A 24,152-nucleotide genomic window follows, 5' to 3' on the forward strand; every position below is an offset into this window, starting at 1 on the left:
AAGTGGGCCGAAGATCTGGACTACGAGACGATCATCTCATTCAGCCCATTGGCTACCCCGATGAGAACCAGGAGGACCACGGCAATGAGTAGAGCCCCTCCACCCATCATCGCCAGTCGCGCGCCGATTCCAAATCGAGCCAACTCAAACTTCGGCACCGGAGAGACGTTTGGGTAATCCCAAGGCGCAGCTTCGAAGAACTCTGCATGGGAACCGACATCTGCGAATGAGAAGACCTCTGCGTCCTCGCGGCTCGCATCGAGTGCATCCAATCCTTCAGGACGCGTTAGGGGGATTGCTCCACCGGGGGAATTATCCCCCTCACTGTAGTTGGCTCGGTATATGCGAGCAGCCTCGCCGCGACTGACGCCGCCGAGTTTCTGACGAACTGCATCAATGCGGCGGTCAACCATCTTGGGAGAGATAGAGAGGATCCGCGCCACTTCCTTTGAAGTGTAACCCTCCGCAACTAGTTGAATTGCCTCGCACTGCTTTTCAGTGAGAGCAACATTCCCAGAGCTTCTGCGATATCTCTGCATCCGTTCTCACTATACGAAATTCGCTAACTCAGAAAGGTCTGGATAGCTGAATGCGACGGTATGGTGCGAAGAGCTATTGCGATGCGCACCCAATTTTCTCGCGCAACCGTTCGCGAGCATGAGACAGGTCGATTGCGACCAAGTGGAGCGAGAGGGCATCGGCCTTTTCCAACGCAGCCTCGACCTCGGTCAAAAGCGTGACCAGTTCGGCTGGATTCTGCGCAGGCGGACCCTCATTCATCGCCGAAAAGCCATAACCGAAGTTTGATGAAAATCTAGTCAACATCAGACCACCGCCTCGCGAGCTAGTGAGCGCGATCCGAGCCGCGAGCATGCAAATTCCCGAACATCAAGATTTGCTCGATTTCCAGGCAAAGGCTTTCGGGAACAATCCGCACGGGTGGGCCTAAGGGGCCTCCGGAATGGCACGAACGCAAGTTGTCCAGCACGGCCTCTTTGATTTCATCGTCCGTGAAAGGAATTTGCGCTTCGCTCAGTTGCATGTCCCGACCTATCGCCAAAAGCTGTGTTCTGCCGGTTGCCAAGCAATGCGACTCGTTGTCGAGGGAACCAGAGGCCAATTGAAGCCTCGCCATACCAGCACACATCGCCGTAAGCCTAGTACGGGATTCCACTCACGCCGTCTCTTATCCTGAAAAGATGGGTCATCTGGCGGCAGCAAGGCCAAGGAGACGTAACACTACGTAGGATCACGTTGTCCAACTGGAATCCGAGATTCACCATGGTCCGATATCACGCGACCATGATGGACGCTTCCCAATCGAGACGGGCACACGTGCGAAGGAACCTCTTCGTGGTAGCGTCCATCGCATCTCCCGGTGTCTCAGCCCCTGTTCGGGTCCGTAATCTCTCAGATCTTGGCGCCTTGGTGGAGGGGCCTGAGCTTCCGGGGATAGGTGAGCGGATAACACTTCGAAGGGGCGACCTTACTGCAAGCGGAAAAGTCGTCCGAAAAATCGCTGACAGGGCCGGACTTCAGTTTGACCGTCCAATTCAGGTGGCTGCTTGGTTGCCTTCTGGAGTGCGTGACCAAGCAGCGGTGAATGCCCAGGTTGCGGAAGCACGTGCTTCGTCCACCGGCGGACATCAGGGCGCGTGCCCGAATCCAGTCCCACAGACGGTTCCCATGCGAGAAGAACTCGAGAGCGTCGCTGATATGCTAGTCGCATTGGCAGACGCCTTCAGCGAAGATCCAGCCATTGTCGAGAGGTACCTAACCCGCCTGCAAGTCCTCGATGTCGCGGCACAGAAAATTCGCTATTTTGCCCGGCGATAGCTTCGCCGCCCCATCGTGAATCTCTCCCTAGTCCCTCGCCATGAAAATGACGATGAGCGTGATTAGGCTCCAGGAACAACGTGGGCTGGGTCACGCCCTCCTCACGTTTGATTGATGGCATGTCGACGGTCGACTGATCCGCCCTTTTGATGGTCATTTTTGCTAGCACCTTGGTGGTCCGAACTCACGTCACGCAGGTACCGGTAGTAGCAAGTTCGCAGACAGACCGATTTGGTTCAAATTGGATGCAATTCCGGCGTGGGAATGGGATTTCGGCTGCCTATGCATCCAATCTGGAAGCAGTTGCGATACCTCCACGAGGCTATTTGCGTCACCTTCCCGATTATGGAGAAAAAACAAGAGCTACATGTGGTTGGCGGAACCAGCCGATCGAGAGCTGAGCAGGCAACTCTTGCCTTCGATCTGGGCTACCATTGCGAGGTCTATTCTGACGAAACAGAATTCCTTTTATACAATCCACGAGATGGAATTGTGCTCGCATACGATAACCCGGATCGCGGAGGCGTGGCGCGTTTTCTCCGGGTTCTCGCCCAACGAGGCATCTGGCTCCCGGTGATTGGCACCTACCCTTCCCCGCGTCCTAGAAACGTCGTGGATGCGGTCAAGGCGGGAGCCCTGGATTATCTCAGTCTGCCCCTGCGAAAGGAACGGTTAGGCGACGCTATCGTGCGTATCAACAGTGAGGCAGGCGCTTTTGCCGATGCCCGCCGCAGGATGATCGAGGCCCGCAACCGCATTGCGGTCCTTTCGACCCGCGAGCGAGAGGTGCTCGATTGGCTAGCTGAGGGTTGCAGCAACAAGCTTATCGCGAGCGAGATGTCCATCAGTCCGCGGACGGTCGAAATCCATCGCGCGAAGATGATGAGCAAGCTGGGTGCGGACCACGTCAGCCAGGCCGTGAGATTGCGCATGGAAGCCAATCTGGAAGGCAGCGTGAGCAGCAAGCTGAGTGCATGACATAGATCCTGCGTGAAGACCTCCTAGTGGGATGACCCGTGCCGCCGTCCTTCAAATCTTTGAGTTCACTTAGCGGACGATCCGTAAGCAACCCAATTATGGAAAACAGGGCAACCTGTCCGAGCTACTGCTTTCCACCCAATTCGTGACAGCTTCACCGAGCTAGCGCTGTGCCAGGAGGGGACCGACGGACGGACATTCGACAGCCTCTCCGAAATGGTAGATGCTAACTGCATGCTTGACGAGGCGGCACCAAGATTGGGCCTGCGGGCGAATATACCGCAATTCCTGCTGCTCATCTTGGTGAATGCCTTTGTTGGCGGCATGGTCGGCATTGAGAGAAGCATTCTGCCTGAGCTTGCCCAAAAGGAGTTTGGGCTCGCCGAGCGCACTGCGATATTGTTGTTTATCGCAGTTTTCGGTGTGACCAAGGCAGCCGCCAATTATTTCGCGGGAAGACTAGGAGATCGTTGGGGGCGCAAGCCCGTGCTTGTCGCCGGGTGGATCGTCGCCGCCCCCGTTCCATTCCTTTTGATGTGGGCACCGAATTGGGGCTGGGTCATCGTCACAAACGTCTTTCTCGGCGTCAGCCAAGGACTGACATGGTCGACCGCAGTTATCATGAAAATCGACCTTGCAGGTCCGCGTAACCGTGGTCTAGCTATGGGTCTCAACGAGTTTGCCGGCTACCTCTCAGTGGCCATTGCGGCATGGGCGACCGGCTACATAGCGGCTCGTCATGGTTTGCGTCCGGAGCCCTTCTATCTCGGTGTCGTCTTTCTCGTTTTTGGCCTTCTGCTGTCGGCATTCGTGGTCAAGGAAACCAAAGGCCATGCTTCACACGAGGCAGCTACGAGAAATTCACCCACTGAAGCCCTTTCCAATGGGGCGATCTTCAAGCTGGCCACTTGGAAGGACCGGAACTTATCCTCTGCGACACAGGCCGGGTTCGTCAACAATTTAAATGATGGTTTAGCCTGGGGACTATTCCCAATTATTTTCGCGGCTGCGGGACTCGGTCTTGATGCGATCGGTGTTTTGGCGGGTCTCTATCCGGCGGTCTGGGGAATAAGCCAACTCGTTACGGGGGGCCTATCGGATCGGTGGGGGCGTAAGTGGCTTATTGCTAGCGGGATGTGGGTTCAATCAGCCGGCATCCTCGCAATCGCCCTTTGGTGGTCTTATGCTGGGTTCGCGACGGGGGCCGTCTTGCTCGGCGTAGGAACGGCAATGGTATATCCGACGCTCATCGCATCGATTGGCGATGTCGCCCACCCATCCTGGAGAGCTTCGGCAGTGGGCGTCTATCGGCTCTGGCGCGATCTTGGTTACGCAGCGGGGGCTATCATTGCGGGAGTGGTGGCAGATCTTTTTGGACTTGGAAATGCAGCGCTTGTCATCGCAGTTCTGACATTTCTATCAGGTATCTTCGTAGCAATCCGAATGTCGGAAACCCACCCGCGCTGATGTCCGCTTCCCACCCATCTGACGACGCTTTGACCGCGCTGCCGTAGTGCCAGGAACGGAAGGGCAGCCAATGGGTCGGAAGGCAGAGAGCCCTACCTTCGACTTTGTCGACCGGTATTTCCAGCACTGTCGCAAGTTCGCATGGTAGCAGCGCGATTCATGACAGCGCGACGTGTTGCGCGCTGGCAAATTGCAACTGCGTTCGAACTAGCGCTTCCCATTCCGGAGGCGGCTCCCATTCCAGTAGTGCCAAGCAAAGATGGCTGGGAGGATGAGGCCTATCATCCAATGGATTACGCTCGTCCAGGCGCGAAGACTTTCACCGCCCGCATAATAGAGGAGATATCCCGAGCTAATCAGGAAGAGCAAGGCCATACCGAGCAGGATGCCGAGAACACGTTGATCCTTGTGATTCCAGCCCTTGGGAATGTGCGCAACGAACATGGCGCCAATGCCGAGCAGTGCCGGGATGAGAAACAGGCCGTGAAGTCTCAGAGCCCAGGGCTCAACTGGACTCATTTCTGGACCGAACTCTCCCTCAACCTGACCGAAGTAGTGCAGCAGCAGCCAAGCAACACCCGTCAGGAACAGGCCCGCGCCGCTCCAGCACAGCAGATGAATTTGCCAGCTCGCGAGCTTTGCCGTGCGGCGATGCAGCATCAGGCTGCCGCTCTCGACATATCAGATTCGAGAATAATTCCTCCATGAGCCGCGAGGAGGTCTTTGGCGAGTTGTCGATCCACTAGCGCCACCTTCGTCATTGCATCGGCAATCACGCAGCGAGGTGCGATCACCGTCACTCGTTCATTGGACAGGATCGACCTTCCATGCGGACCTCGATGCGGAGAACGCGAGATTCCCCATCGGCGGCGGCGATTGTGCAAGTTTGAGGAACTGGCCATGGCGGAGTTCACCAACGGGACTATTTCGCCGAGAGTTCCATCGGCGTTGCGCATGGTGATTGCGGCGGCTTGATCGCCAAAGGTCCGCAGGTCGCCGCCCGCATTGACTATGCCCTGATTGCATCCGGCCGCTTGCATCGCCGCGACAGCTCTATCGACGGCAAAGCCCTTCGCGATGCCGCCAAGATCGATCAGGAGCGGGCGACGGAGCACCACCGAGCATTCATCGAGGATCTCGAGATCTGGCAGTTCGCCCACCGCATGCTTCCATCCACACTTGGTCATTGGCAAAAATCTGTCGCGAACTAACTCGCGACCAACTGAGACATCGAACAGACCGTCGCTCATCCGATAGAGATCAAGTGCTATCGTCAATGTCTCCACCGTCAGTCGAGAGACGTGTACGATCGAGCCAATCGGCGTATCACGCATTCGGGCCAAATCGCTCGTCTGCTCATGAAATGACATCCGCCGATGCACTTCCGCGATGGCCTCGAACCCGGCATCGATGACCGAAGCATCGCCTTCTGCTTCGATTTCGACGTAGGTCCCGAGCAGAGGCCGACACCGCCTCGCTTTTGCGTCAGGAAGCATGAGGCAGTGCAACTTCGTGTATCGCCAACAGACGCTTGACCCCGTCAGTTAAATTTCGACAGGACAACGTCGCGCCCGATATGTTCGGAATATCCTTATTGAGCTTGAACTGATCCTCGACGGTCTTGCCTTTGAAGAGCGCGCGCCATTTCTGGTTGCGCACCTGCCCGCCCTTGCTTTCGCGATAAGACAGGATTTCCATGCCGAGGACTTTGCCGTCCGGTGAGATCGCCGTCGCATAGGTGATGTATTCGTGTTTGCCGATGACCTCATCGACAAGCACCCACCCCAAATGACGTGACCCAGCCATCGCCTTCCAGACCTGGGGGCTGGCGGTACGCTGCGGCACACCGGCGATGGCTTTGATACGCTTGAGCTGACCTGCGTCCAAGACGATCTTGTAGGGCAGGAATGACTGAGCCTGCGGGACCAGCACGCGCTGTGCCTCCGCTACGCTCAGATAGTCCGTTCCAAGGGCTGGATAGGGTGCCGCCGCGATCACCGGGATCATAAACAATTGGCGCCAGAGCGGAGAAGTCATTGCTGCCTCTTCAGATCAGAAGTTGTAACCGAGCTTCAACCGGAACTCGTCCTTGGTTTTCTCGATCAGGTGAAGGTTGCCGGTTTGGCCCGGATAGCGCTCGCCGCCCCCGGCGAGCTGCGGGAACCAGGTCAGGGTGGCCCAGACCTTCTTGCCACCGTAGTGGATTGTAGGTCCGGCAAACAGCGACCACCGCTCCTGTCCGACCTCTGTCTCGAACTCGGTTGCGTAATGGGTTTCAGCGCCGAGATACCAGTTGGGTGCGACGCGATAGGTAATGCCCGTGCCCGCCGTAAGTTCTATCTCTGCCTCGGGCGTTGTCGGCCAGTCGAAGTCTGGTGGTAAATCGGCAATCGGCGCACGATCCGCTACACCGGCTTTCATGCCAAGATTGCCGACCCATACGATCTGACCCTGTCGGAAATATTTCTGAGCTGCGAGGACCACCTTACCTTCGAACTCGGTCTTGTCCTGCCCACTGTGCGGGTCAAGGCGCTTCCATTCCGCAGCGGTGATGATTGCTAGACCGAAGTCGTCCAGGGCAGGACTGAGGATATTGAACTTCCCCTTGACTTCGAGGCCAGCGAAGCGCGGCCCTTTGTCGATTTCCTTGGGAAGGTATCCATCGATCAGCAAGCCACTGGAATCGATGGTCAGGAACTGTGCGGCGACAGCGAGCGAAACTCTGTCGGTCACGCCGACCTCACCCTCGATCTCGGTATCGACCGCGTCGTATTCGCCCCGCCCCTTGCCGCTCCGCAGGGTGTTGACGACATAGATCTCTCCTGACCCCTTGGGCAGCGTTTCAGCCCCGGCATTGTAGCCGAGGAGATTTTCGTCTGCGTGGGCAACCGTTGGCAGGCCAATCGCAAGTGCCGCAGATGCGGCGCACAGTCTAAGTTTCAAGATTCTTACCCCTTCGATCGCGAGTCGAAGAGACCCCTACCTTTCCTGCTATTGCGAAGCAATCGCAATATAGAAAAACCCCTGCTTGGGGCATTGAGGTAACGAGGATCGGTGGCCGCTGGGCTGCGACCCTGCGGGACAAATCGGTCAAGAGTTGGTTGCAAGCTGCCTGCCCTTAAATCCTATCGGGTGGGCCTTTGCCCTTGCGCCCTTGCATTCGAATCGTTGGCGGATCTTCGGGTCCATTTTCGATTGGAGGCACAGCCGTTATGAGTTCCCTCCAATCTTCATTGAGGTGATAAGAGGCCGGGCTTGTGTCGAGCCTTGGGACAAATATTCGGGTCCCGGCCGGCTACTTGTGTTAGATTGCCCCTTGATCTGGGCGCGAGCAGAGAGAGGGATATCCAATGGAGCACATCGATAAGTCCCGCATCGTCGGTTTGTTGAACCAAATACTTGAACAGGAGTTAGCGGGCGTTGTTCGGTATACCCATTACTCGCTACTGGTATTTGGTTATAATCGCATACCCATTGTCGCCTGGTTGCGAAGTCAAGCCGATGAATCTCTTCAGCACGCTCATGAAGCAGGTGAAATGATCACTCTCTTGGGCGAACATCCTTCGCTCAAGATTGGATCCTTACTGGAGAGCCACAACCACGACATTGGGGCAATACTGAGGGAGTCCCTCGAAGCGGAGGCACTTGCCTTGGATCTCTATCGGCAACTCCTCAGTGCGGTTGAGGGGCGATCAGTCACTCTTGAAGAATATGCCCGCAAGATGATCTACACCGAAGAGATGCATGCTAGCGAGGTGGACAAGATGTTGCGAAAGCCTGGCGAGATTTCTGCCTTCTCTGAGTTCAAGCCAGCATGAGCAATCTTTGGTCGCTTTCCGCAAACGGCTAGCCCTCGCCAGCCTTCCAAGGGAAAAACGGACTATTCTGAGTGCAGACGTCGCCGGCTAGTCGATCGGGTTCATGCCTTAAGTTGCCGCCAACCGTTGCGCCCTTGCATTCCACTCATAAGTGGGGACAAAACGCGCGAAGTTGGATACGGAATGAAAAGAACCTACTCCGGTATCCTGAAACCCGAACTTCAGGCTCCAAGAGCCATGTTCAACGTCGACATCAGACTACTGCCCGCATTGGGGCGCAAAGCGGTCGCCCAGACGCTGGCTTCATTCTCCCACGTAATCTCCCCACTGCCTCTCCTCGCGCGGCTTTCGGCGATCGGCTGCGAACTCGGTCAGGGTCTCACCTGAACGTGAGGCGCCTTCCTTGTAGGAACGGTTCTGCAATTGGATCTTGTGCCGCGTCGGGAGCAGGTCATTGAGCAGGTCGAACATGCGCTGCTCCCAATGCCAGTTATCGAGGTAGATGGCCCTCATCTTGTCGCTTCTTGCGCGTCCGTATTTTTCTGAGAAGTAGGTTACTTCATCCTGGGCTTCGGCTCTTCGCCTCACACACTCATTGAACCTCTCGCGCTGTTCCTCGGTCTGCGGTCCCACGATACGAACGCCTCCGCTGTTCGGATCAAGGATTATGTCATCAGGATGCGGCAGTGGCTCGGGGATGGGCAGGCCTCGCTCCTTGCAATGCTCGATCCGCTCGGTCCACTCCCGCTTGTAGTCGAGTGCCTTGCCGAACAGTTCCATGCGGCTGTCATGCTCGCGCTGCTCAAGCCCGGTAACAAGCTCGGCCATGGTCTTCTGCGCGAACCGGTTGCCCTTCATCGCAGCGACACCCATGGCGCGGAACACCGCCTGGATCGCAGGCAGTTCCACCAGCTTTTCGCCATCGCGGATCGTCACCGGACGGTAGGCTTCCTGGCGAAGATACTCTTCCGCCCCCTTCATTCCGAACGAGGTATCGACCTTGGGCTTGTTGGCCACGCCCTTGGGCCGCCCGGCGGGATTGCCGGACTTGCCCTTGCGGAACCTGTGTTCAACCGGAGGGCGCATATAACCCACCCGATAGGGCTCGGGCAGGGTCGACGATTGCTTCTTGTCCGAGCTGCTCATCGGGTGACCTCCACATCCGACCCAAGCCGCGTTTCAGCTATGTCCTCAAAGAACTCGCCAGTGTCAGCCAACCTGGCTCGCTTTCCGGTGTAGGCCTCCCAGCGCCGGATAATCGTATCGCAGTAGAGCGGATCATATTCGATAAGGCGCGCTGAGCGGCCCGTCTTCTCAGCCGCGATCAAAGTGCTGCCCGAACCGCCAAAGCCGTCGAGCACGATTTGCCCACGCTTCGAGCAGTCCATGATCGCGTCCGCGATCATGGCGACCGGCTTGACCGTGGGATGCATGGCAAGCTCATTGGAGCGAGAGGCCCCGATCGAACTGATCCCGGCATGGTCCCAGACGTTCGTGCGATAGCGGCCGGTCTCGCCAAGGCCGAAGCTGTTCGTATGGGTTGTGGTACCCTGCTTGAACACGAAGACCAGCTCGTGCTTCGACCGGTAGAAGGCACCCATCCCGCCGTTGGTCTTGTTCCAGACCACGAGGTTCTTCAGCTCGGTAAACGCTTCGGACCCCGCAGCGAGAAGCTCGCCCATGTGGCGCCAGTCCATGCAGACAAAGGCTATCGCACCATCGCGCATGACGCGGCTCATGTTGCCAAGCGTCTCACCAAGGAAGCGGGTAAACTGGCTTTCGTTCATCTCGCCCGATGCAAAGGCGAACTCGCGGTGCTTGATCGAGCCAAGGCCGCACACGTTACCGTCGATCGCAACATTGTACGGCGGATCGGTGAACACGAGATCGGCGCTCTTACCATCCATCAGCCTGTCCATGGCCTCACGATCGCGGGTATCGCCGCACAGCAGCCGGTGGCGGCCCAGCTCCCAGATCTCGTCGGCTCGCGTGACCGGATGGTCTTGCTGCTCCGGCACCGCATCCTCCGGGGCATCGCCAGCGTCGGGATCGGCTTCGCGTGCATCGACCAGCGCAAAGTCCACCTCGGCGAGGCTGAACCCGGTCACCTCTATATCGAAGTCGCAGTCGACAAGCGCTTGCAGCTCGATCGCCAGGATTTCCTTGTCCCACCCTGCATTGAGCGCGAGCTTGTTATCCGCCAGCACATATGCGCGGCGCTCGTCTTCGCTCAGGTGCGATAGCGCCAAAGTGGGTACTGCCGTCCAGCCCAACAGTTTGGCTGCCTCAACCCGGCCGTGGCCAGCAATGATCTCGTCATTGCCCGAGATGAGAACCGGGTTGGTAAACCCGAACCGCTCGATCGAGACTGCGATCTGCTTGATCTGCTTTTTGGAATGGGTGCGCGCATTTCGCGCATATGGTCGAAGGCCCGCGATATCGCGTTCGACCACGTTCAACGTCGTCTTTTTCATGCTTTATGTCCCGTCAGCTATCCAGCGATGGAGATTGCGCCATACCAGTAGAAACTCAAAATGTCGAGAACACACAGGGAACATATCCCCAAGAGCGTGGTGCGATGCTTAGCCATCCGCTTCCCTGCCGTGGGGTATTTCATTCGCTGCTCGCCGCGAAAGCTTCGCTGTTCGGGCGGGATGAATTCCCTGTTATCGCCTTAGGGAATTTCGTCCGAGAAATGGCGGAATTCTGGGACTTTCAGACGCTTCAACCGGGTTGCGGAGGCCTCCAAAGTACCGCTTTCCCTGTATATTCCCTGTAGAACAGCGAATTCAGGGTGGAGAGCGGTTCGCAGATGACTGCCTGCTCCGCCACTAGGCCTCTATGCCGCCCCTTCGCCAAGTTGCGAGATGTCGCAGACCTTGAGGTTGAACTTCTCGATCAGCGGCTGGACATCGCGCAGGCGGGCCATTTCGCCGTCGTCGCGCATGATCGAGCAAATCACCCCGGCATCACCCACCCCGGCAAGGCTGCATAGCCGCACCGAGCCTTCGGCTGCCGACATGCGCGCATCGACGCCGCCGCTGCGGGTGATGAGGGGGAATACGTGGCCGGGACTGACGAGGTCGCTGCTGGTGGCGCCCGGAGCAACGGCTGTACGGATGGTATGCGCCCGGTCGGCGGCGGAGATGCCGGTCGTCACGCCTTCGCGCGCCTCGATGGAATTGCCGAAGGGGCGGCCCGTCTGGCGTTCGGTAGAGGGATTGATGAGCCGGATGCCCAGCCCCATTGCGCGCTCGCTGGGCAGCGTCAGGCAGATGAGACCACGCCCATGCGTTGCCATGAAGGTAATGTGCTCGGTCGTGACGAGGCTCGCGGCGGCGCAAAAGTCGATATCACCACCGCGCAGCCGGTCGCCGGTGAGAATGACGATCTCGCCGCGCGCGATCGCGTCGATGGCTTCCTGAACACCGGTGCTCATGCCGCGTCCACCTGGCTCCACACCGTCGCCCCGCGTAGGACCTGCTGCCCGACCAGAGTGAGTTGCAGGCGGATGCGATCGTCCAGGCACTCGCCTTCGGGCGAGAACATGCCCTCGTAAGTGCGGGCAGTCACGCCCATGGGCGTGGGCCAGCCGCGCAGGGCGTGGATGATGTTGCGCAGCGTCAGCAGCGTTCCCATGGCCGCCTGGTCGCCATAGGCTGTGGCGATGAGGCCGACAGCGCGCCCGTCGAGATAGGGGCGACGATCCTTGGCGAGATCCTCGAGGTAATCGAGCGCGTTCTTGACGAGTCCCGACACGGTCCCGTGGTAGCCCGGCGCAGCGACCAGTATGCCGTCGGCCTGGCGGACCGCCTCGACCAGTTCGCGCCCGCTGCCTTCCTTGTAGTCCCTGCCGCGGTAGTGTGGCAGGCCCGCAAGGTAGTCGCCGCCGAACACGCTGACCTCGGCCCCCGCCTCGATCAGGGGCTTGCAGGCATAGCGCAGCGCCATCTCGGTGGTGCTGCCGGGATTGACCGTCCCGCCGATGGCTACGATCCGAAGTGTCATGCTGCTTCCCTTTCAAGGCAGTAATTGCCGAGTGTGGCCTGCTGTCCGGGAGACAGCCTGAGGCCGAGTTTGGTTCGCCGCCAGAGGATATCCTCGGCTGTCCGGGCCCATTCGCGGGCCCGCAGATAGTCGACCTCGCGCTGGGTCAGGCCATGTCCGAAATCGATTCCGCAGTCGGACATGGCGTTGGCTTCGGCGAATATTTCGAAAGCCAGCCTGCCATAGGACTTGGCGATGCGGCGGATCGTCATGGGGTCGAAGAACGGATATCGGCCTGCCAGCTTCGCACACAGGTCGTCTGCGCCGTCGGTCGGGAAATCGCCTCCCGGCAAAGCCTCATGCCCGGTCCAGCCGGAACGGTCGGCGAGCGGAAGTCGCGTCCCCAGCCGGTCGACCGCCTCCTGCGCCAGGTGGCGGTAGACGGTGAGCTTGCCGCCGAAGACGTTCAGCAACGGAGCGCCCTCGTCGACTTCGCTCAATTCCAGGCGATAGCCGCGCGTCGCCGCTTCGGGCGTGCCCGATCCGTCATCGATCAGCGGGCGGACACCGGCGTAGCTCCAAACGACATCGGCGGGGGCAATTTGCCGGCGGAAGAACCGGTTTGCGCCTTCGCAGAGATAGGCGATTTCCTCCGCGCTTGCCTCGACATGGTCGAGCGGCCCCTGGTGATCGGCATCGGTCGTCCCGACGAGGGTGAAGTCCTCTTCATACGGGATGGCGAAGAAGATCCGCCCATCGGGCAGCTGGAAGAAATAGGCGAAATCGTGGTCGAACAGCTTGCGCACGACGATGTGCGAGCCGCGCACGAGCCGCATGCGATTCCCGTCCGGAACATGACCCGCTTCCAGCACGCGGAGCACACCCGGGCCACCGGCGTTGACGATTGCGCGGGCATGGAAGGTCTCGCCCCCTGCCTCGATACGCCAATTGTTGCCCTCTCGCGCAAAACCTGTGACGCGGCAGCGCGTGCGGACATCGGCACCCTTGTCGGCAGCATCGCGGGCATTGAGCACCACCAGCCGCGCGTCATCGGCCCAGCAGTCGGAATAGACGAAACCATTGGTGAATTCGGGTTTCAACGGGGCACCGGCGAGATGGCCGGTAAGGGCCACGGTCTGCGTAGCACGCAGTTTCTTGCGTCCGCCGATGTGGTCGTAGAGGAACAGCCCGAGCCGCAGCAGCCAGCGCGGGCGCAGGCCCTTCACGTGGGGAAGGACGAAGCGCATCGGCCAGATGATATGCGGGGCGATCGCCCACAGCCGCTCGCGTTCGGACAGGGACTCGCGCACGAGACCGAACTCGTAGTGCTCGAGATAGCGCAAGCCGCCGTGGATCAGCTTCGACGAGGCGGAGGACGTTCCTTGTGCGAGGTCCCCGGCTTCGAGCAGGAGGACCTTGGCGCCCCGACCGGCGGCATCGCGGGCAATGCCGCAGCCATTGATGCCGCCGCCGATGACGGCGACATCGTAAAGGGTCGGGGCAGCGGATTCGTCCACGTCAGAACTTCAGCGGGCCATGCTCGATATGCGGCAGGACATGGCGGGCAAACAGGTCCGCCTCGGTCGTGTGCGGGTACCCGGAGAGGATGAAGGCTTCGATCCCCTCGGCCTGGTAGGCGCGAAGCTTGGCCAGGACCTGGTCGGGATTGCCGACGATCGCTGCGCCGCAACCCGATCGCGCGCGACCGATGCCCGTCCACAAATTCTCTTCGACGAAGCCGTCGCCGTCCGCTGCGCCGCGCAGTTCCTGCTGCCGCTGGACGCCGTAGTTCTTGGCATCGAGCGACTTCTCGCGGATCGCCTTGCCGGTCTCGTCGTCGAGCTTCGAGAGCAGGCGGTCGGCATAGGCGCGGGCCTCGTCCTCGGTTTCACGCACGATGACGTGGACACGATAGCCAAACTTCAGCTCGCGCCCGAACTTCGCCGCGCGCTCCTTGAGGTCGGCGATGTTGGCGCGGACCTTGTCCATCGTGTCCGGCCACATCAGGTAGACGTCCGCCGCCTCGGCCGCGCATTCGCGCGCCTCGTGGCTGAGACCGCCGAAGTAAAACGGCGGACACTTGCCGCTGAGCGTGGAGATGCGCGCCGGGTCGAGGTCGAACTGGTAGAACTCACCGTCGAACTTGCAATGCTCGCCGTTGAGCAGCGTGCGGACGATCTTCATGATTTCGGTCCCGCGGCGATAGCGCGGTCCGCTTTCCATCGCCTGCCCAGGCATGTCGGAGGAGATGATGTTGACGTTGAGGCGCCCGCCGGTGCCGTCGGCATTGGGGCCGAGGATGCGGTCGAGCGTCGCGATGCGGCGCGCCAGCTGCGGTGGCCAGTCTTCGCCCATGCGCGTCGCCCACAGCAGCTTCATGCGGCTGAGATAGGGCGCGACCGCTGCGGCGAAGACCGTGGTGTCAACGCCGAGCTGGTAGCCCGAGGGAAGCAGGATATTGTCGAACCCGCCCTCTTCGGCCCGCAGCACGAGATTGCGGCAATGCTCCCAGCTCGAGGCAAGCTGCGGATCGGGCACGCCGAGGAATTCGTAGTCGTCGTCGCACAGCGCGGAAAACCACGCGATTTCGCACTGTTGGGTCATGGTAGTCTCACTCCTCGCGCGGCGACCAGCACCGCGTACCAATCCTGTCGTGTCCAGCTCATGCCGAGCGCCTGTGCGCTCTCGGCGATCCGTTCCGCGCTCTGCGAACCGATGATCGGGACGATGCCCGCCGGATGCGCCATCAGCCAGCCATAGGCGGCGACCGAGCGACTGACGCCCTGCTCGCCCGCAATCCGGTCGAGTTCGCTTGCCACCGCCTTGTCGCGCTCGCTTTCGGGCGCAAGCAGGCGCCCCCCACCCAGCGGCGACCATGCGAGCGGCGTCAGGCCGAGGCGCATGGCCTGGTCGAGCTCGCCGTTTTCGAAGCAGTCGATCCGCAGCGGGCTGATCTCGGGCTGCGTCGCCACCAACGGGGTGCCGAGGAAATGCGCCAGCGCCTCGATCTGCGCTTGCGTGAAGTTCGACACGCCAAGCGAGCGGATCTTGCCCGCCGCCAGAGCGTCTTCCAGCGTCCGCGCGACTTCCTGCGGGTGGGTCAGGATGTCGGGGCGATGAATCTGGTAGAGGTCGATCGTGTCGACTTTCATCCGCCGCAGCGAAGCATCAATGGCACCCGACAGGTATTCCGCCGACTGGTCGTAGGGCAGCGGCGGCATGATCCCGCCCTTGCTGGCCAGCACCATGCGGCTGCGCAAGCCGGGTTCCGCAGCGAGCACCTCGCCCAGCAAGGCTTCTGCATCGCCGAAGCCGCCACTGCCGTCGAAGCCGTAGATGTCTGCCGTATCGAGCAGCGTGATCCCTGCATCGAGCGCGGCATGGACCAGCGCGGCCGCTTCGGGCGCAGTGCGGCCGTTTTCGGCGAGACGCCACATGCCCCAGGCAAGCGGCGAAATCGCAATATCGCTGGAGCCCAGGCGGCGCGCGGCAGGCGGTGGAGGCAGTGTGGTCATTCGTATCCCTTCGGCGGCGCGACGGAGGCGCGTTCGATCAATTGGTGCGGCAGTCGCTGGTGGGTGATGTCCCCACCGGTGACGAGAATTTCGGTCGCGGTGCGGGCGAGGTCGGCCATCGGCTGATGGATGGTCGTCAGAGGCGGATAGACTGTGCGCGCAAGCGGCGTGTCGTCGAATCCGACCACCGACAGGTCGCGCGGCACGTCGATGTCGCGCTCGTGTGCCACGGCCAGCACGCCTGCCGCCATGTCGTCGTTCGACGCGAAGATCGCGGTCGGCGGATTGGGCAGGTCGAGCAATTCGCCCCCTGCCCGGATGCCGCTTTCGACGTCGAACTCGCCATCGTGGACCAGGCCCGGCTCGAAAGCGATGCCCGCCCGGTCGAGCGCGCGGCGATAGCCGAACAGGCGTTCGTCGCTGGCCATGTGGTTGGGGTGACCCTTGATGAAGCCGATCCTGCGATGTCCCTTGTTGATCAGCAGGCTGGTCAGGTCGTCCGCCGCCTGCGCATCGTCCATGAACACCGAACTGGTCAGCGCATGGTTGGTCCCCGGCGAGATCCGCACGAAGGGTATGTTGAGCGTGTCGAGCGTCGCCAGGACCGCCTCGCAATCGGTCACGGGCGAGGATAGGATGATCCCGTCGACATGCGTTTCCATGACCAGGCCGCGCACCTGTTCCCCGACATCGGGGTCCTCGACGTCGACGGGCTGCGCAATCAGGCGGATGCCCTGTGCCTTGCACGCGTCCCAGCAGCCGGTCTGGATCTGGAACATGTAATAGGGGCTGTGATTGTCGTAGATCAGCGCAACCTGGTTCGACTTCGCGCCCGAGAGGATGCGCGCGGCGACGCTGGGGCGGAAATCGAGTTCCTTCATCGCCCGCTCGATCTTCTCGCGGGTCTCGGCGCGGACATAGGGATGACCGTTGAGCAGGCGACTGACGGTCTTCACCGCCACCCCCGCGCGTTCGGCGACATCGCGGATGTTCGATCTCTCGCTCATTGGCTCAGCACTCCGGCAAGCCCGGCGAACAGCGGCGCGTGCCGCGCTTCCGGGCGATAGAACACGGGCGGCGCACCTATCGGAGCGGCAACCGAATGCGTTCCTGGCGCGAAATCCTCGCCGCTCCAGCAATGGCGCCATGGGCCCTCGCCTGGCAGGACGACGTCGCGCCGGTCCGCACCTTCCTCGATCACGGGCGCAACCAGCAGGTCGGAGCCGTAAAGATACTGGTCCTGCACTGCAAACAGCTTGGGGTCGTCCGGATATTCGAGGAACAGCGGGCGCTGCAGCGGCAGCCCGCTGCGTATTGCCTCGCCGCACAGCTCACGCACATAGGGCGCGAGATAGGCATGGACGCGGCTCCAGCGCGCGAAGCAATCGAGCAGTCCGGGCGAGCTGTCGTACTGGAGGTTGTCGTCGGGCCGGTTGCCCTCGTGACTGCGCATGACCGGGGCGAAGGCAGCCAGTTCGCACCAGCGCCTGAGCAGTTCCTCGGACCTGACATTGCCATGAAGCGATGTGTAGCCGCCGCAATCGGAATGGCTGTAGGCATTGCCCAGCAGGCCGGCGGAAAGCGCCGCGGTAATCACCGTGCCGATCCCGTCGTGGCGAGTGAAATCGACACACTGGTCGCCTGCCCAAAGCAACGGGCAATGCGCCTGCACCCCGGAAAATCCCGCGCGCATGAAGAAGACTGCATCGCCGGTCTTGCCGCGACTGGCGACGGCCTGCGCATTCACTTGCGCCCACAGGACCGGATAGAGATTGTGCGCCTCCATCGGGTCGGAGCCATCGGCGAGCCGCAGGTCGGTCGGCAGGTACTCGCCGAAATCGGCCATCCACCCGGCAATGCCCCGGTCGAGCATCTCGCGCCCTATGATGCGCTCGGCAAACCAGCTGCGGGTTTCCTCGCGGGTGAAATCGAGCACACCGCAGTCGAATTCGCCGAAGTCGACGAGATGGGGCTCGTCGCTGTCGAGCTTCAGGCAGAAATGCCCGCCCGCCGCCGCGTCGGCGAAGAGATCGCCATCCTCTGCGAGATAGGGGTTCACATAGGCGAGGAACTTGATGCCGCGCCTGGCCAGGTCGACAATCCTGCCCTCGAGGCCGGGGAAACGTTCCTCGCTTCGCTCGCCCAGGTGCCAGTCCCAGAACAACCGGCGCCCGAAACTCGTCTGGCGGATTCCTGCCCAGTCTTCGCACCACAGGCCCGACACGGCCGAGCCGGCGTCAATGAATTTCTCCAGCCGGTCGAAACTGCTCGCACCCGACTTGAGGCCGACGATCGCCCCCGAGATGGCCCAGTCGGGAAGAGCAGGCTGGCGACCGAAGCGGTCCGACAACAGGCCGACAAGCGCTTTGGGCCCATCGGCGCCGAAGAACTCGAACCGCGCGCTTCTGCTCCATACTTCGACGCGGTGCGTATTGGCGTCGGTGAAATCGAGCACCGAGTAACAGGTCTCTGCGCAATGAACCGCCAGCCAGCGCGAAGACAGGAACGTCGGTTGGGGATAATTGGTGTTCCAATAGTCGCCACCCGCCATGCCCTCGGCATCCATGATGCGCGTCAGTTCGGTCGACTTGTCGCGACCGACACCGGGCTCGCTGGTCCACATCGGGAGGCGTCGACCGTTGAGCGCAAGGTAGCTCATCTGTTCCCCACCACCCCAGACGACCTCGCCCGCTTCGGCATGGAAGTGGAGATGGATACGATCGAACGACGGATCGAGCGCATCCACCTGCAGCGCCGAACCAGCCAGCGACAGGCGCACGACTTCGACACCGTCGCTCAGCAGGACAGCGCCGTCGCCTTCGAGACTGAAGCTGTCGGGACGCACCGACTCGCCTGGAGCATCCTCGATGCGGAAATTGCCGCGATACATTTCGACGCTGGGGTTGCCCCGGGCAATGACCACCGCAGGACATGAATTTGCGTGACGCAGCAGCAATTTGCCATCAAGCCGAAGCTCGAAAGCGTCCTCACTGGCGGAAAAGCGCAATTCCACGGCTGTTTTCCCTCTCCTTGGCGCCATCCATGCACCAGAGGGCTGTCCAGTTCAAGGCTTGTATGACAACGCTTGACATACGGGACAGCGATTGCCATCCCTCGGGCAATCAGGGAGGTTGGAGAGCGGCTGTTTGCGCGCCGGAACTTCGCCCCCGCTTGAGAGGGAGAAGGAAATGAAAGCTTTCGGCAAAAGCTCGATTCGTGTGCTCGGCTGGTCGGCCAGCGCGCTTGGCCTGATGGTCGGCAGCGCAGCTCACGCACAGGATGCAGCGGGCGAGGACGACGATTCCAGCGGCGGCGTGGACGTCATCATCGTGACCGCCCAGAAGGTGGAACAGAACGTCCAGGACGTTCCCATCGCAGTCACTGCCCTTTCGGGCGAGACTCTCGAGGCCAAGGGCGTCGACAGCATCGAGGATCTCTCGGTCGTCGCTCCCTCGGTGAGCTTCCGCAAGGGCACCACCAGCGCCAACAGCGCCATCGTCATGCGCGGCGTCGGCACGATCACTTTCTCGGTTGCTGCAGAACCGAGCGTTTCGACCGTCGTCGACGGCATCGTGCTCTCGCGTTCGGGACAGGCCTTCATGGACCTCGTCGACCTCGAACGGCTCGAAGTCCTGCGCGGTCCGCAGGGCACGCTGTTCGGCAAGAATGCCTCCGCCGGTCTCGTCAACGTCGTTTCGCGCGGCGGTACGGACAGCTTCGAAGGCGAGGTCAAGGCCGAGGCCTATGACGACAACGAGTACCGCCTGCGTGCCTCGCTAGCTGGTCCGCTCGCAACCGATCTCAGCGCCCGCGTGACCGGCTTCTACGGCACCTATGATGGGAACATCACCAACGTCTACACCGGCGGCAAGGTCAACGGGTACGAGCACTACGGTGTGCGCGGCATCCTCGACTATTCGGGCAGCATTGCCGACGTCCGCTTCATCGCCGACTACTTCAAGGCCAATGACGACTGCTGCGCCGACGTGCGCGGCGTCAGCGGCGGTGCAGTCGTCGATGCAGAACTCAACCTGCCCGACGGTTCCGCGCAGGGCGAAGACCAACGTTACGTAAATCACAATCTCGTCACCCAGACGAAGGACAAGCAGTGGAGCCTGACGCTCAGCGGCGATATCCAGCTATCGGACACCCACACCCTCAGCGTCGTCACCGGCTATCGCAACTGGTTCAACGAGGAAATCCGCGAAGGCGACTTCCTCCCGCGGCCACTGACGACTGCAGGCGAACTGCACGACAATGGCGTTGTTACGACCGAGCAGATGTCGTTCGAAGCACGCATCGCGTCCGATCCCACCGCACCGTTCTTCTACCAGGTCGGCGGCTTCCTGTGGCACTCGGACAACAAGCAGGACTTCACCCGCCGCGACATCACCTGCAGCACTTCCACCCTGCCGGTCGATCCGGTGACAGGCGGTCGTCCCTGCAACCTCAATGACCCGGTCAACACGATCTATCCGACCGCGACCTCGTTCAGCGATGTCAACTCGAGCAACTACGCGCTGTTCGGCCAGGCGACCTGGAACATCACCGAACAGCTCGGCCTGACGGGCGGCCTGCGCTATACCTGGGACGACCTGTCCTACACCCACATCCGCGCACCTGGCGTCAATGCGACCACCGGTCTCCCCGCGACCGGCCCGGGCGTCAGTGGCAACCCTGCAGGCGGAACCATCGCCGGCGGCGGCAATGGCACCAACGTGTCGCGCGGCTCGCAGAAGAACGGCAATATTTCGGGCAAGGCGGTGCTCACCTTCAAGCCCACCGACGACGTGATGCTCTACGGCAGCTATACAAGGGGCTACAAGGGGCCGGCCTACAATGTCTTCTTCAACCACACGGCGCCAAACAACGCGGTGCCGATCGACGAGGAAACTTCGGATGCCTTCGAAGTCGGCCTGAAGTCGCTGTTCTGGGATCGCAAGGTCCAGCTGAACCTTGCCGCTTTCACCGTCCAGTATGACGGGTTCCAGGCGAACAACTTCGTCAATCTCAACGGCACCATCATCACCAACCTGACCAACGCGGGCACAGTGAAAAGCGAAGGTTTCGAGGCAGACCTGGTCTTCGCCCCGGTCGACGGCCTGACCTTCAACGCAAGCGCAGCCTATGCCGATGCGCGAGTGAAGGAGTTCAACCCGAACCCTGCCACGAACGCACCTGACGCACGTAACGGTACGCAGCTGCCGCTGGCGCCGAAGTTCAGCTACACGCTGGGAGCCGATTACGAGGCCGACTTCGGCGGGTTCATCGGCTATTTCGGCACCAACTACCGACACATGAGCAGGCAGTATTCCGACCTCGGGGAACAGGGTCCGATCGACGCTTATGGCCTGCTCAACGCCTCGATCGGGTTCTCCGATCCTGAAGACCGCTATCGCATCACTTTCCACGCGCGGAACCTGCTCGACGACAGCTACGTGCTGCTCAACGTCGGCAATGGCTCTCGCCTGCAGATCCCGCGTGATGCAGATCGCTATTTCGGTGTGACCGCCCGCGTCCGCTTCGACTAAGGCGAAGCGAGGAAATGCGTCAATCAAGGGGCCTTCGGCGCGAGTCGGAGGCCTTTTGCTTTGAAGTCGAAACAGGATCGCAGGTGGTTGTCCTGTGTCTTACGGTGTCATAAGCATTCGACACAAAGAGTGTCCGAGTACAGGACTCCAAGGGAGGAGAAGAAAGAACATGACAACCGGTCAGGGCACTGCCGCGCCTGGGAGCAGGAATCTTCGCCTCCTTCTCGTCGGCCTCATCTTCTTCGCAACCGCGCTCAACTATGTCGACCGGCAGGTTCTCGCACTGCTCAAGCCGACGCTCGAGGCAGAGTTCGGCTGGACCGACCAGGAATTCGCGCACCTCGGTTCATCCTTCCAGCTGGCGGCTGCGGCAGCGCTCCTGGGCGTGGGGTGGTTCGTCGATCGCTTCGGGGTGAAATTCGCCTACGGCCTCGCGGTTGCGATCTGGAGCATCGCCGGCATGGCCCATGCCCTCGCCATGACCGTACAGCAATTCGTGGCGGCCCGCGTGGTCCTTGCCGGGGCAGAAGCGGTCAACACACCAGCTGCCATGAAGGCGGCTGCAGTCTACATGCCCCTGCGCGAACGATCCATCGCCATCGGCACGATCAATACGGCACCCAATATAGGCGCCATCGTGACCCCCCTCCTGATCCCGCCCTTTGCCGTCGCCTTCGGGTGGAAGGCCGCATTCATCGTAACCGGCGCACTTGGATTCCTGTGGCTGGCGCTGTGGATCCCGGCCACGCGAAACGTGCAGCCGGTGACTAAGCTGCCCGAACGCGCACCCGTTGCCTGGGGCGAATTGCTCAGCGACCGTCGTACTTGGGCAGTAGCTGGGGCCAAGGCCCTGACTGACTGTGTCTGGTGGTTCGTCCTGTTCTGGATGCCTGATTTCTTCAATCGGGTGTTCAGCATGGGCCAGGCCGATCTGGGCTGGCCTGTGGCGATCATCTTCACGCTCGCCGCCATCGGCGCGATCAGTTCGGGTGCGCTTTATCCGATCCTGTTGAGCCGCGGATGCTCGGTGAACCGCGCGCGCAAGCTGTCGATGTTCATCTTCGCGGTTTCCGTATTGCTCATGCCTATCGCGCTGGCGACCGGGAGCCCGTGGCTGGCCGCGATCTTCATCGGACTGGGCCTGTTCGCTCACCAGGGCTTCTCGACCAACATCTTCGGCATGACGACCGACATCGTCCCGGCCGTCCGCGTCGCAAGCGTGATCGCGGTGGGGGCGATTGCGGGCAACATCTCGGGTACGGCGATGATCGAATTTGCCGGTTGGTCGCTGACCAATGGCCATGGCTACGCGCCGATGTTCGTCTTCTGCGGCGGGGCCTATCTCGCGGCGCTGGGCCTCATCCACCTCATCCTGCCAAAACTGGAACTCGCCGAACAGGAGGACTGAGCGCCACCGGCACCATGGATGACAGGTACAAAAGAGCCGCCGCGGATACTCTCCACGGCGGCTCGCTTGTTTCCGGCCTCAATCAGACCTCAGCGTTGCGCTTCACCGTGATGACCTGGGCGTAAGTGAATTCCTTCAGGCCCTCGATCCCGTATTCGGAACCGAAGCCCGATTGCTTGTGGCCTCCGAAGGGCGCGAGCGGGTTGATGTGGAGGAACTCGTTGATCCACACCGTGCCGGTTTCGAGCTGTTCGGCGATCTCGACGCCCTTGTCGACGTCCTTGGTCCAGACCGCGCCGGCAAGCCCATAATCCGAGTTGTTGGCGCGCTCGATCACCTCGTCGACGGTCGAGAACTTCATCAGCGGCATGACCGGACCGAACTGTTCCTCGGCTACGATGCGCGCATCCTCGGGCGGGTTGTCGAGAATGGTGATCGGCACATAGTAGCCGGTGCCCGAAGGATCCTTGTCCCCTCCGGTGAGGAACTTGTAGCCATTGTCCTTGGCATCCTGGATCAGTTCGAGCACGCGCTCGTACTGCTTCCTGTTCTGGATCGGACCCACGCCGGTGCCCTGCTGCGATCCATCGCCAACGGTCACGCCCTTGGCATATTCGGCGATGGCCTGGCTGAGGTCATCGTAGATGTCCTCGTGGATGTAGATGCGCTTGGCCGCGACGCAGATCTGGCCGGCGTTCGAGAAGCTCGACCAGAACAGCTGTTCGGCGACCTTCGACACGTCTGCATCCGGCAGGACAATCGAGGCGTCGTTGCCGCCGAGTTCCAGGGTAATGCGCTTGAGGTCCTTGGAGGCACCTTCCATGATCTTCTTGCCGGTCGCGGTCGAGCCGGTGAAGGTCACCTTGTCGATGTCCGGATGTTCGGTGATCATCGGCCCGAGGCTGTCCTCGCCGGTAATGATGTTGACCGTCCCTGCCGGCACTATGTCCTTGATCAGTTCGGCGATGCGCAGCGTGGTCAGCGGGGTGAATGGCGACGGCTTGAGCACGATGGTGCAGCCCGAAATGAGGGCCGGAACGATCTTCTGGATCGCCATCATCACCGGGAAGTTCCACGGCACGATGCCACCGACCACACCCACTGGAACGCGGCGGGTGCGGCTGAGGCGCTCTTCATCGTCCTGGTTCACAACGTCATCGAGCGTCAGCTGCGACTGAGCGGCGGCAAGTCCGGCGGCGCCGTAGATTTCCATCTGCGCCTGTGCATGCGGCTTGCCCTGTTCGCTGGTCAGCAGGCGATAGAGTTCTTCGGCGTTGCCCTGGATGGCGGCGGCGATGCCCTGCACGACCTTCTGGCGCTCCTCCGCGCTGGTCTTGCGCCAGGTCTTGAAGGCACGACGCGCAGCGGCGACGGCGCGGTCGAGCTCGTCCTTGCCGCATGAAGGCACGCGGGCGATGACTTCCTCGTTCGCCGGATTGACCACGTCCATCCAGCGGCCGTTGTCGACCATCTCGCCATCGATCAGGTTCTTGTAGTCGGTCATCGCTTCTCTCCTTGCGAACTTGGGAATCGTCTCTCTTTCCACAGACTGTCGGGATTCGTTGCTGGTTGCAACGGGTCTTGCGATGTGACGGCAAATTGGTGAGAGAGG

Annotated in this window: 21 protein-coding genes; 6 read left to right on the plus strand and 15 right to left on the minus strand. The window is 61.0% G+C overall.

Annotated elements, in window-relative coordinates; translation table 11 throughout:
* Positions 1-20: 20 nt before the first annotated feature.
* The gene (locus RAM60_RS09835) at positions 21-539 is read right to left on the minus strand and encodes a helix-turn-helix domain-containing protein (RefSeq protein WP_369026925.1); all 519 of its coding nucleotides are present in this window, start codon (positions 537-539) and stop codon (positions 21-23) included.
* Positions 540-1,305: 766 nt separating this feature from the next.
* Here RAM60_RS09835 and RAM60_RS09840 point away from each other — a divergent pair.
* The 3 genes from RAM60_RS09840 to RAM60_RS09850 all read left to right on the plus strand — a co-directional run bounded on the left by RAM60_RS09840 (position 1,306) and on the right by RAM60_RS09850 (position 4,281).
* Positions 1,306-1,836: a PilZ domain-containing protein gene (locus RAM60_RS09840; RefSeq protein WP_510640407.1), complete on the plus strand. Its 531-nt coding sequence runs from the start codon at positions 1,306-1,308 to the stop codon at positions 1,834-1,836.
* Between the two features lie 282 nt (positions 1,837-2,118).
* The gene (locus RAM60_RS09845; protein ID WP_369026923.1) at positions 2,119-2,814 is read left to right on the plus strand and encodes a response regulator transcription factor; all 696 of its coding nucleotides are present in this window, start codon (positions 2,119-2,121) and stop codon (positions 2,812-2,814) included.
* Positions 2,815-3,048: 234 nt separating this feature from the next.
* Positions 3,049-4,281: an MFS transporter gene (locus tag RAM60_RS09850; RefSeq protein ID WP_369026922.1), complete on the plus strand. Its 1,233-nt coding sequence runs from the start codon at positions 3,049-3,051 to the stop codon at positions 4,279-4,281.
* A gap of 207 nt (positions 4,282-4,488) precedes the next feature.
* Here RAM60_RS09850 and RAM60_RS09855 read toward each other — a convergent pair whose 3' ends face one another.
* From RAM60_RS09855 to RAM60_RS09870, 4 genes are read right to left on the minus strand one after another with little or no spacing between them, the layout of a single operon-like run.
* Positions 4,489-4,941, minus strand: a complete 453-nt coding sequence (locus tag RAM60_RS09855; protein ID WP_369026921.1) for a hypothetical protein — start codon at positions 4,939-4,941, stop codon at positions 4,489-4,491.
* Positions 4,941-5,777 (minus strand): FAD:protein FMN transferase, encoded by an 837-nt coding sequence (locus tag RAM60_RS09860; protein WP_369026920.1) that lies wholly within the window; start codon positions 5,775-5,777, stop codon positions 4,941-4,943. The genes RAM60_RS09855 and RAM60_RS09860 overlap by 1 nt, the downstream gene beginning before the upstream one ends.
* Positions 5,767-6,318 (minus strand): FMN-binding protein, encoded by a 552-nt coding sequence (locus RAM60_RS09865; RefSeq protein ID WP_369026919.1) that lies wholly within the window; start codon positions 6,316-6,318, stop codon positions 5,767-5,769. Before RAM60_RS09865 ends, RAM60_RS09860 begins: the two co-directional genes overlap by 11 nt.
* A 15-nt stretch (positions 6,319-6,333) precedes the next feature.
* Positions 6,334-7,224, minus strand: a complete 891-nt coding sequence (locus tag RAM60_RS09870) for a DUF6662 family protein (protein ID WP_369026918.1) — start codon at positions 7,222-7,224, stop codon at positions 6,334-6,336.
* A 407-nt stretch (positions 7,225-7,631) separates the two neighbouring features.
* On the opposite strand from RAM60_RS09870, the gene RAM60_RS09875 reads away from it, so the two are divergent.
* Complete coding sequence (locus RAM60_RS09875; RefSeq protein ID WP_369026917.1) at positions 7,632-8,099, plus strand: ferritin-like domain-containing protein; 468 nt, start codon at positions 7,632-7,634, stop codon at positions 8,097-8,099.
* A gap of 303 nt (positions 8,100-8,402) precedes the next feature.
* Here RAM60_RS09875 and RAM60_RS09880 read toward each other — a convergent pair whose 3' ends face one another.
* From RAM60_RS09880 to RAM60_RS09920, 9 genes are all read right to left on the minus strand, one after another.
* Positions 8,403-9,245, minus strand: a complete 843-nt coding sequence (locus RAM60_RS09880; protein WP_369026916.1) for a DUF5681 domain-containing protein — start codon at positions 9,243-9,245, stop codon at positions 8,403-8,405.
* Entirely contained in the window at positions 9,242-10,573 is a 1,332-nt protein-coding gene (locus RAM60_RS09885; protein ID WP_369026915.1) for a site-specific DNA-methyltransferase, read from the minus strand. Before RAM60_RS09885 ends, RAM60_RS09880 begins: the two co-directional genes overlap by 4 nt.
* A 365-nt stretch (positions 10,574-10,938) precedes the next feature.
* Positions 10,939-11,538 (minus strand): 3,4-dihydroxy-2-butanone-4-phosphate synthase, encoded by a 600-nt coding sequence (locus RAM60_RS09890; protein WP_369026914.1) that lies wholly within the window; start codon positions 11,536-11,538, stop codon positions 10,939-10,941.
* Positions 11,535-12,107, minus strand: coding sequence for an NADPH-dependent FMN reductase (locus RAM60_RS09895; RefSeq protein WP_369026913.1), 573 nt, complete (start codon positions 12,105-12,107; stop codon positions 11,535-11,537). The genes RAM60_RS09890 and RAM60_RS09895 overlap by 4 nt, the downstream gene beginning before the upstream one ends.
* Positions 12,104-13,603: a glycerol-3-phosphate dehydrogenase gene (gene glpD, locus RAM60_RS09900; protein WP_369026912.1), complete on the minus strand. Its 1,500-nt coding sequence runs from the start codon at positions 13,601-13,603 to the stop codon at positions 12,104-12,106. Before glpD ends, RAM60_RS09895 begins: the two co-directional genes overlap by 4 nt.
* Before the next feature lies 1 nt (position 13,604).
* Positions 13,605-14,690, minus strand: coding sequence for an LLM class flavin-dependent oxidoreductase (locus RAM60_RS09905; RefSeq protein ID WP_369026911.1), 1,086 nt, complete (start codon positions 14,688-14,690; stop codon positions 13,605-13,607).
* Entirely contained in the window at positions 14,687-15,601 is a 915-nt protein-coding gene (locus RAM60_RS09910; protein WP_369026910.1) for an aldo/keto reductase, read from the minus strand. Before RAM60_RS09910 ends, RAM60_RS09905 begins: the two co-directional genes overlap by 4 nt.
* Positions 15,598-16,608 carry a LacI family DNA-binding transcriptional regulator gene (locus RAM60_RS09915; RefSeq protein ID WP_369026909.1) on the minus strand — a complete coding sequence of 337 codons (1,011 nt, stop codon included), beginning with the start codon at positions 16,606-16,608 and terminating at the stop codon, positions 15,598-15,600. The genes RAM60_RS09910 and RAM60_RS09915 overlap by 4 nt, the downstream gene beginning before the upstream one ends.
* The gene (locus tag RAM60_RS09920; RefSeq protein WP_369026908.1) at positions 16,605-18,614 is read right to left on the minus strand and encodes an alpha-glucosidase; all 2,010 of its coding nucleotides are present in this window, start codon (positions 18,612-18,614) and stop codon (positions 16,605-16,607) included. The genes RAM60_RS09915 and RAM60_RS09920 overlap by 4 nt, the downstream gene beginning before the upstream one ends.
* A gap of 175 nt (positions 18,615-18,789) precedes the next feature.
* On the opposite strand from RAM60_RS09920, the gene RAM60_RS09925 reads away from it, so the two are divergent.
* Both RAM60_RS09925 and RAM60_RS09930 read left to right on the plus strand, forming a co-directional pair.
* Positions 18,790-21,132, plus strand: a complete 2,343-nt coding sequence (locus tag RAM60_RS09925) for a TonB-dependent receptor (protein WP_369026906.1) — start codon at positions 18,790-18,792, stop codon at positions 21,130-21,132.
* 169 nt (positions 21,133-21,301) lie between these two features.
* Positions 21,302-22,540 (plus strand): MFS transporter, encoded by a 1,239-nt coding sequence (locus RAM60_RS09930; protein WP_369026905.1) that lies wholly within the window; start codon positions 21,302-21,304, stop codon positions 22,538-22,540.
* A gap of 82 nt (positions 22,541-22,622) precedes the next feature.
* Here RAM60_RS09930 and RAM60_RS09935 read toward each other — a convergent pair whose 3' ends face one another.
* The gene (locus RAM60_RS09935; protein ID WP_369026904.1) at positions 22,623-24,044 is read right to left on the minus strand and encodes an aldehyde dehydrogenase family protein; all 1,422 of its coding nucleotides are present in this window, start codon (positions 24,042-24,044) and stop codon (positions 22,623-22,625) included.
* Positions 24,045-24,152 lie beyond the last annotated feature (108 nt).

Source organism: Qipengyuania sp. RANM35 (genome assembly GCF_041021145.2).
GTDB classification, from domain to species: domain Bacteria; phylum Pseudomonadota; class Alphaproteobacteria; order Sphingomonadales; family Sphingomonadaceae; genus Qipengyuania; species Qipengyuania soli.

Excerpts from the sequence above, each read along its gene's own strand:
- RAM60_RS09835 (WP_369026925.1), bottom strand. The coding sequence starts at position 539 with ATGCAGAGATATCGCAGAAGCTCTGGGAATGTTGCTCTCACTGAAAAG.
- RAM60_RS09840 (WP_510640407.1), top strand. The coding sequence starts at position 1,306 with ATGGACGCTTCCCAATCGAGACGGGCACACGTGCGAAGGAACCTCTTC.
- RAM60_RS09845 (WP_369026923.1), top strand. The coding sequence starts at position 2,119 with ATGCATCCAATCTGGAAGCAGTTGCGATACCTCCACGAGGCTATTTGC.
- RAM60_RS09850 (WP_369026922.1), top strand. The coding sequence starts at position 3,049 with ATGCTTGACGAGGCGGCACCAAGATTGGGCCTGCGGGCGAATATACCG.
- RAM60_RS09855 (WP_369026921.1), bottom strand. The coding sequence starts at position 4,941 with ATGCTGCATCGCCGCACGGCAAAGCTCGCGAGCTGGCAAATTCATCTG.
- RAM60_RS09860 (WP_369026920.1), bottom strand. The coding sequence starts at position 5,777 with ATGCTTCCTGACGCAAAAGCGAGGCGGTGTCGGCCTCTGCTCGGGACC.
- RAM60_RS09865 (WP_369026919.1), bottom strand. The coding sequence starts at position 6,318 with ATGACTTCTCCGCTCTGGCGCCAATTGTTTATGATCCCGGTGATCGCG.
- RAM60_RS09875 (WP_369026917.1), top strand. The coding sequence starts at position 7,632 with ATGGAGCACATCGATAAGTCCCGCATCGTCGGTTTGTTGAACCAAATA.
- RAM60_RS09880 (WP_369026916.1), bottom strand. The coding sequence starts at position 9,245 with ATGAGCAGCTCGGACAAGAAGCAATCGTCGACCCTGCCCGAGCCCTAT.
- RAM60_RS09885 (WP_369026915.1), bottom strand. The coding sequence starts at position 10,573 with ATGAAAAAGACGACGTTGAACGTGGTCGAACGCGATATCGCGGGCCTT.
- RAM60_RS09890 (WP_369026914.1), bottom strand. The coding sequence starts at position 11,538 with ATGAGCACCGGTGTTCAGGAAGCCATCGACGCGATCGCGCGCGGCGAG.
- RAM60_RS09895 (WP_369026913.1), bottom strand. The coding sequence starts at position 12,107 with ATGACACTTCGGATCGTAGCCATCGGCGGGACGGTCAATCCCGGCAGC.
- RAM60_RS09905 (WP_369026911.1), bottom strand. The coding sequence starts at position 14,690 with ATGACCCAACAGTGCGAAATCGCGTGGTTTTCCGCGCTGTGCGACGAC.
- RAM60_RS09910 (WP_369026910.1), bottom strand. The coding sequence starts at position 15,601 with ATGACCACACTGCCTCCACCGCCTGCCGCGCGCCGCCTGGGCTCCAGC.
- RAM60_RS09915 (WP_369026909.1), bottom strand. The coding sequence starts at position 16,608 with ATGAGCGAGAGATCGAACATCCGCGATGTCGCCGAACGCGCGGGGGTG.
- RAM60_RS09925 (WP_369026906.1), top strand. The coding sequence starts at position 18,790 with ATGAAAGCTTTCGGCAAAAGCTCGATTCGTGTGCTCGGCTGGTCGGCC.
- RAM60_RS09930 (WP_369026905.1), top strand. The coding sequence starts at position 21,302 with ATGACAACCGGTCAGGGCACTGCCGCGCCTGGGAGCAGGAATCTTCGC.
- RAM60_RS09935 (WP_369026904.1), bottom strand. The coding sequence starts at position 24,044 with ATGACCGACTACAAGAACCTGATCGATGGCGAGATGGTCGACAACGGC.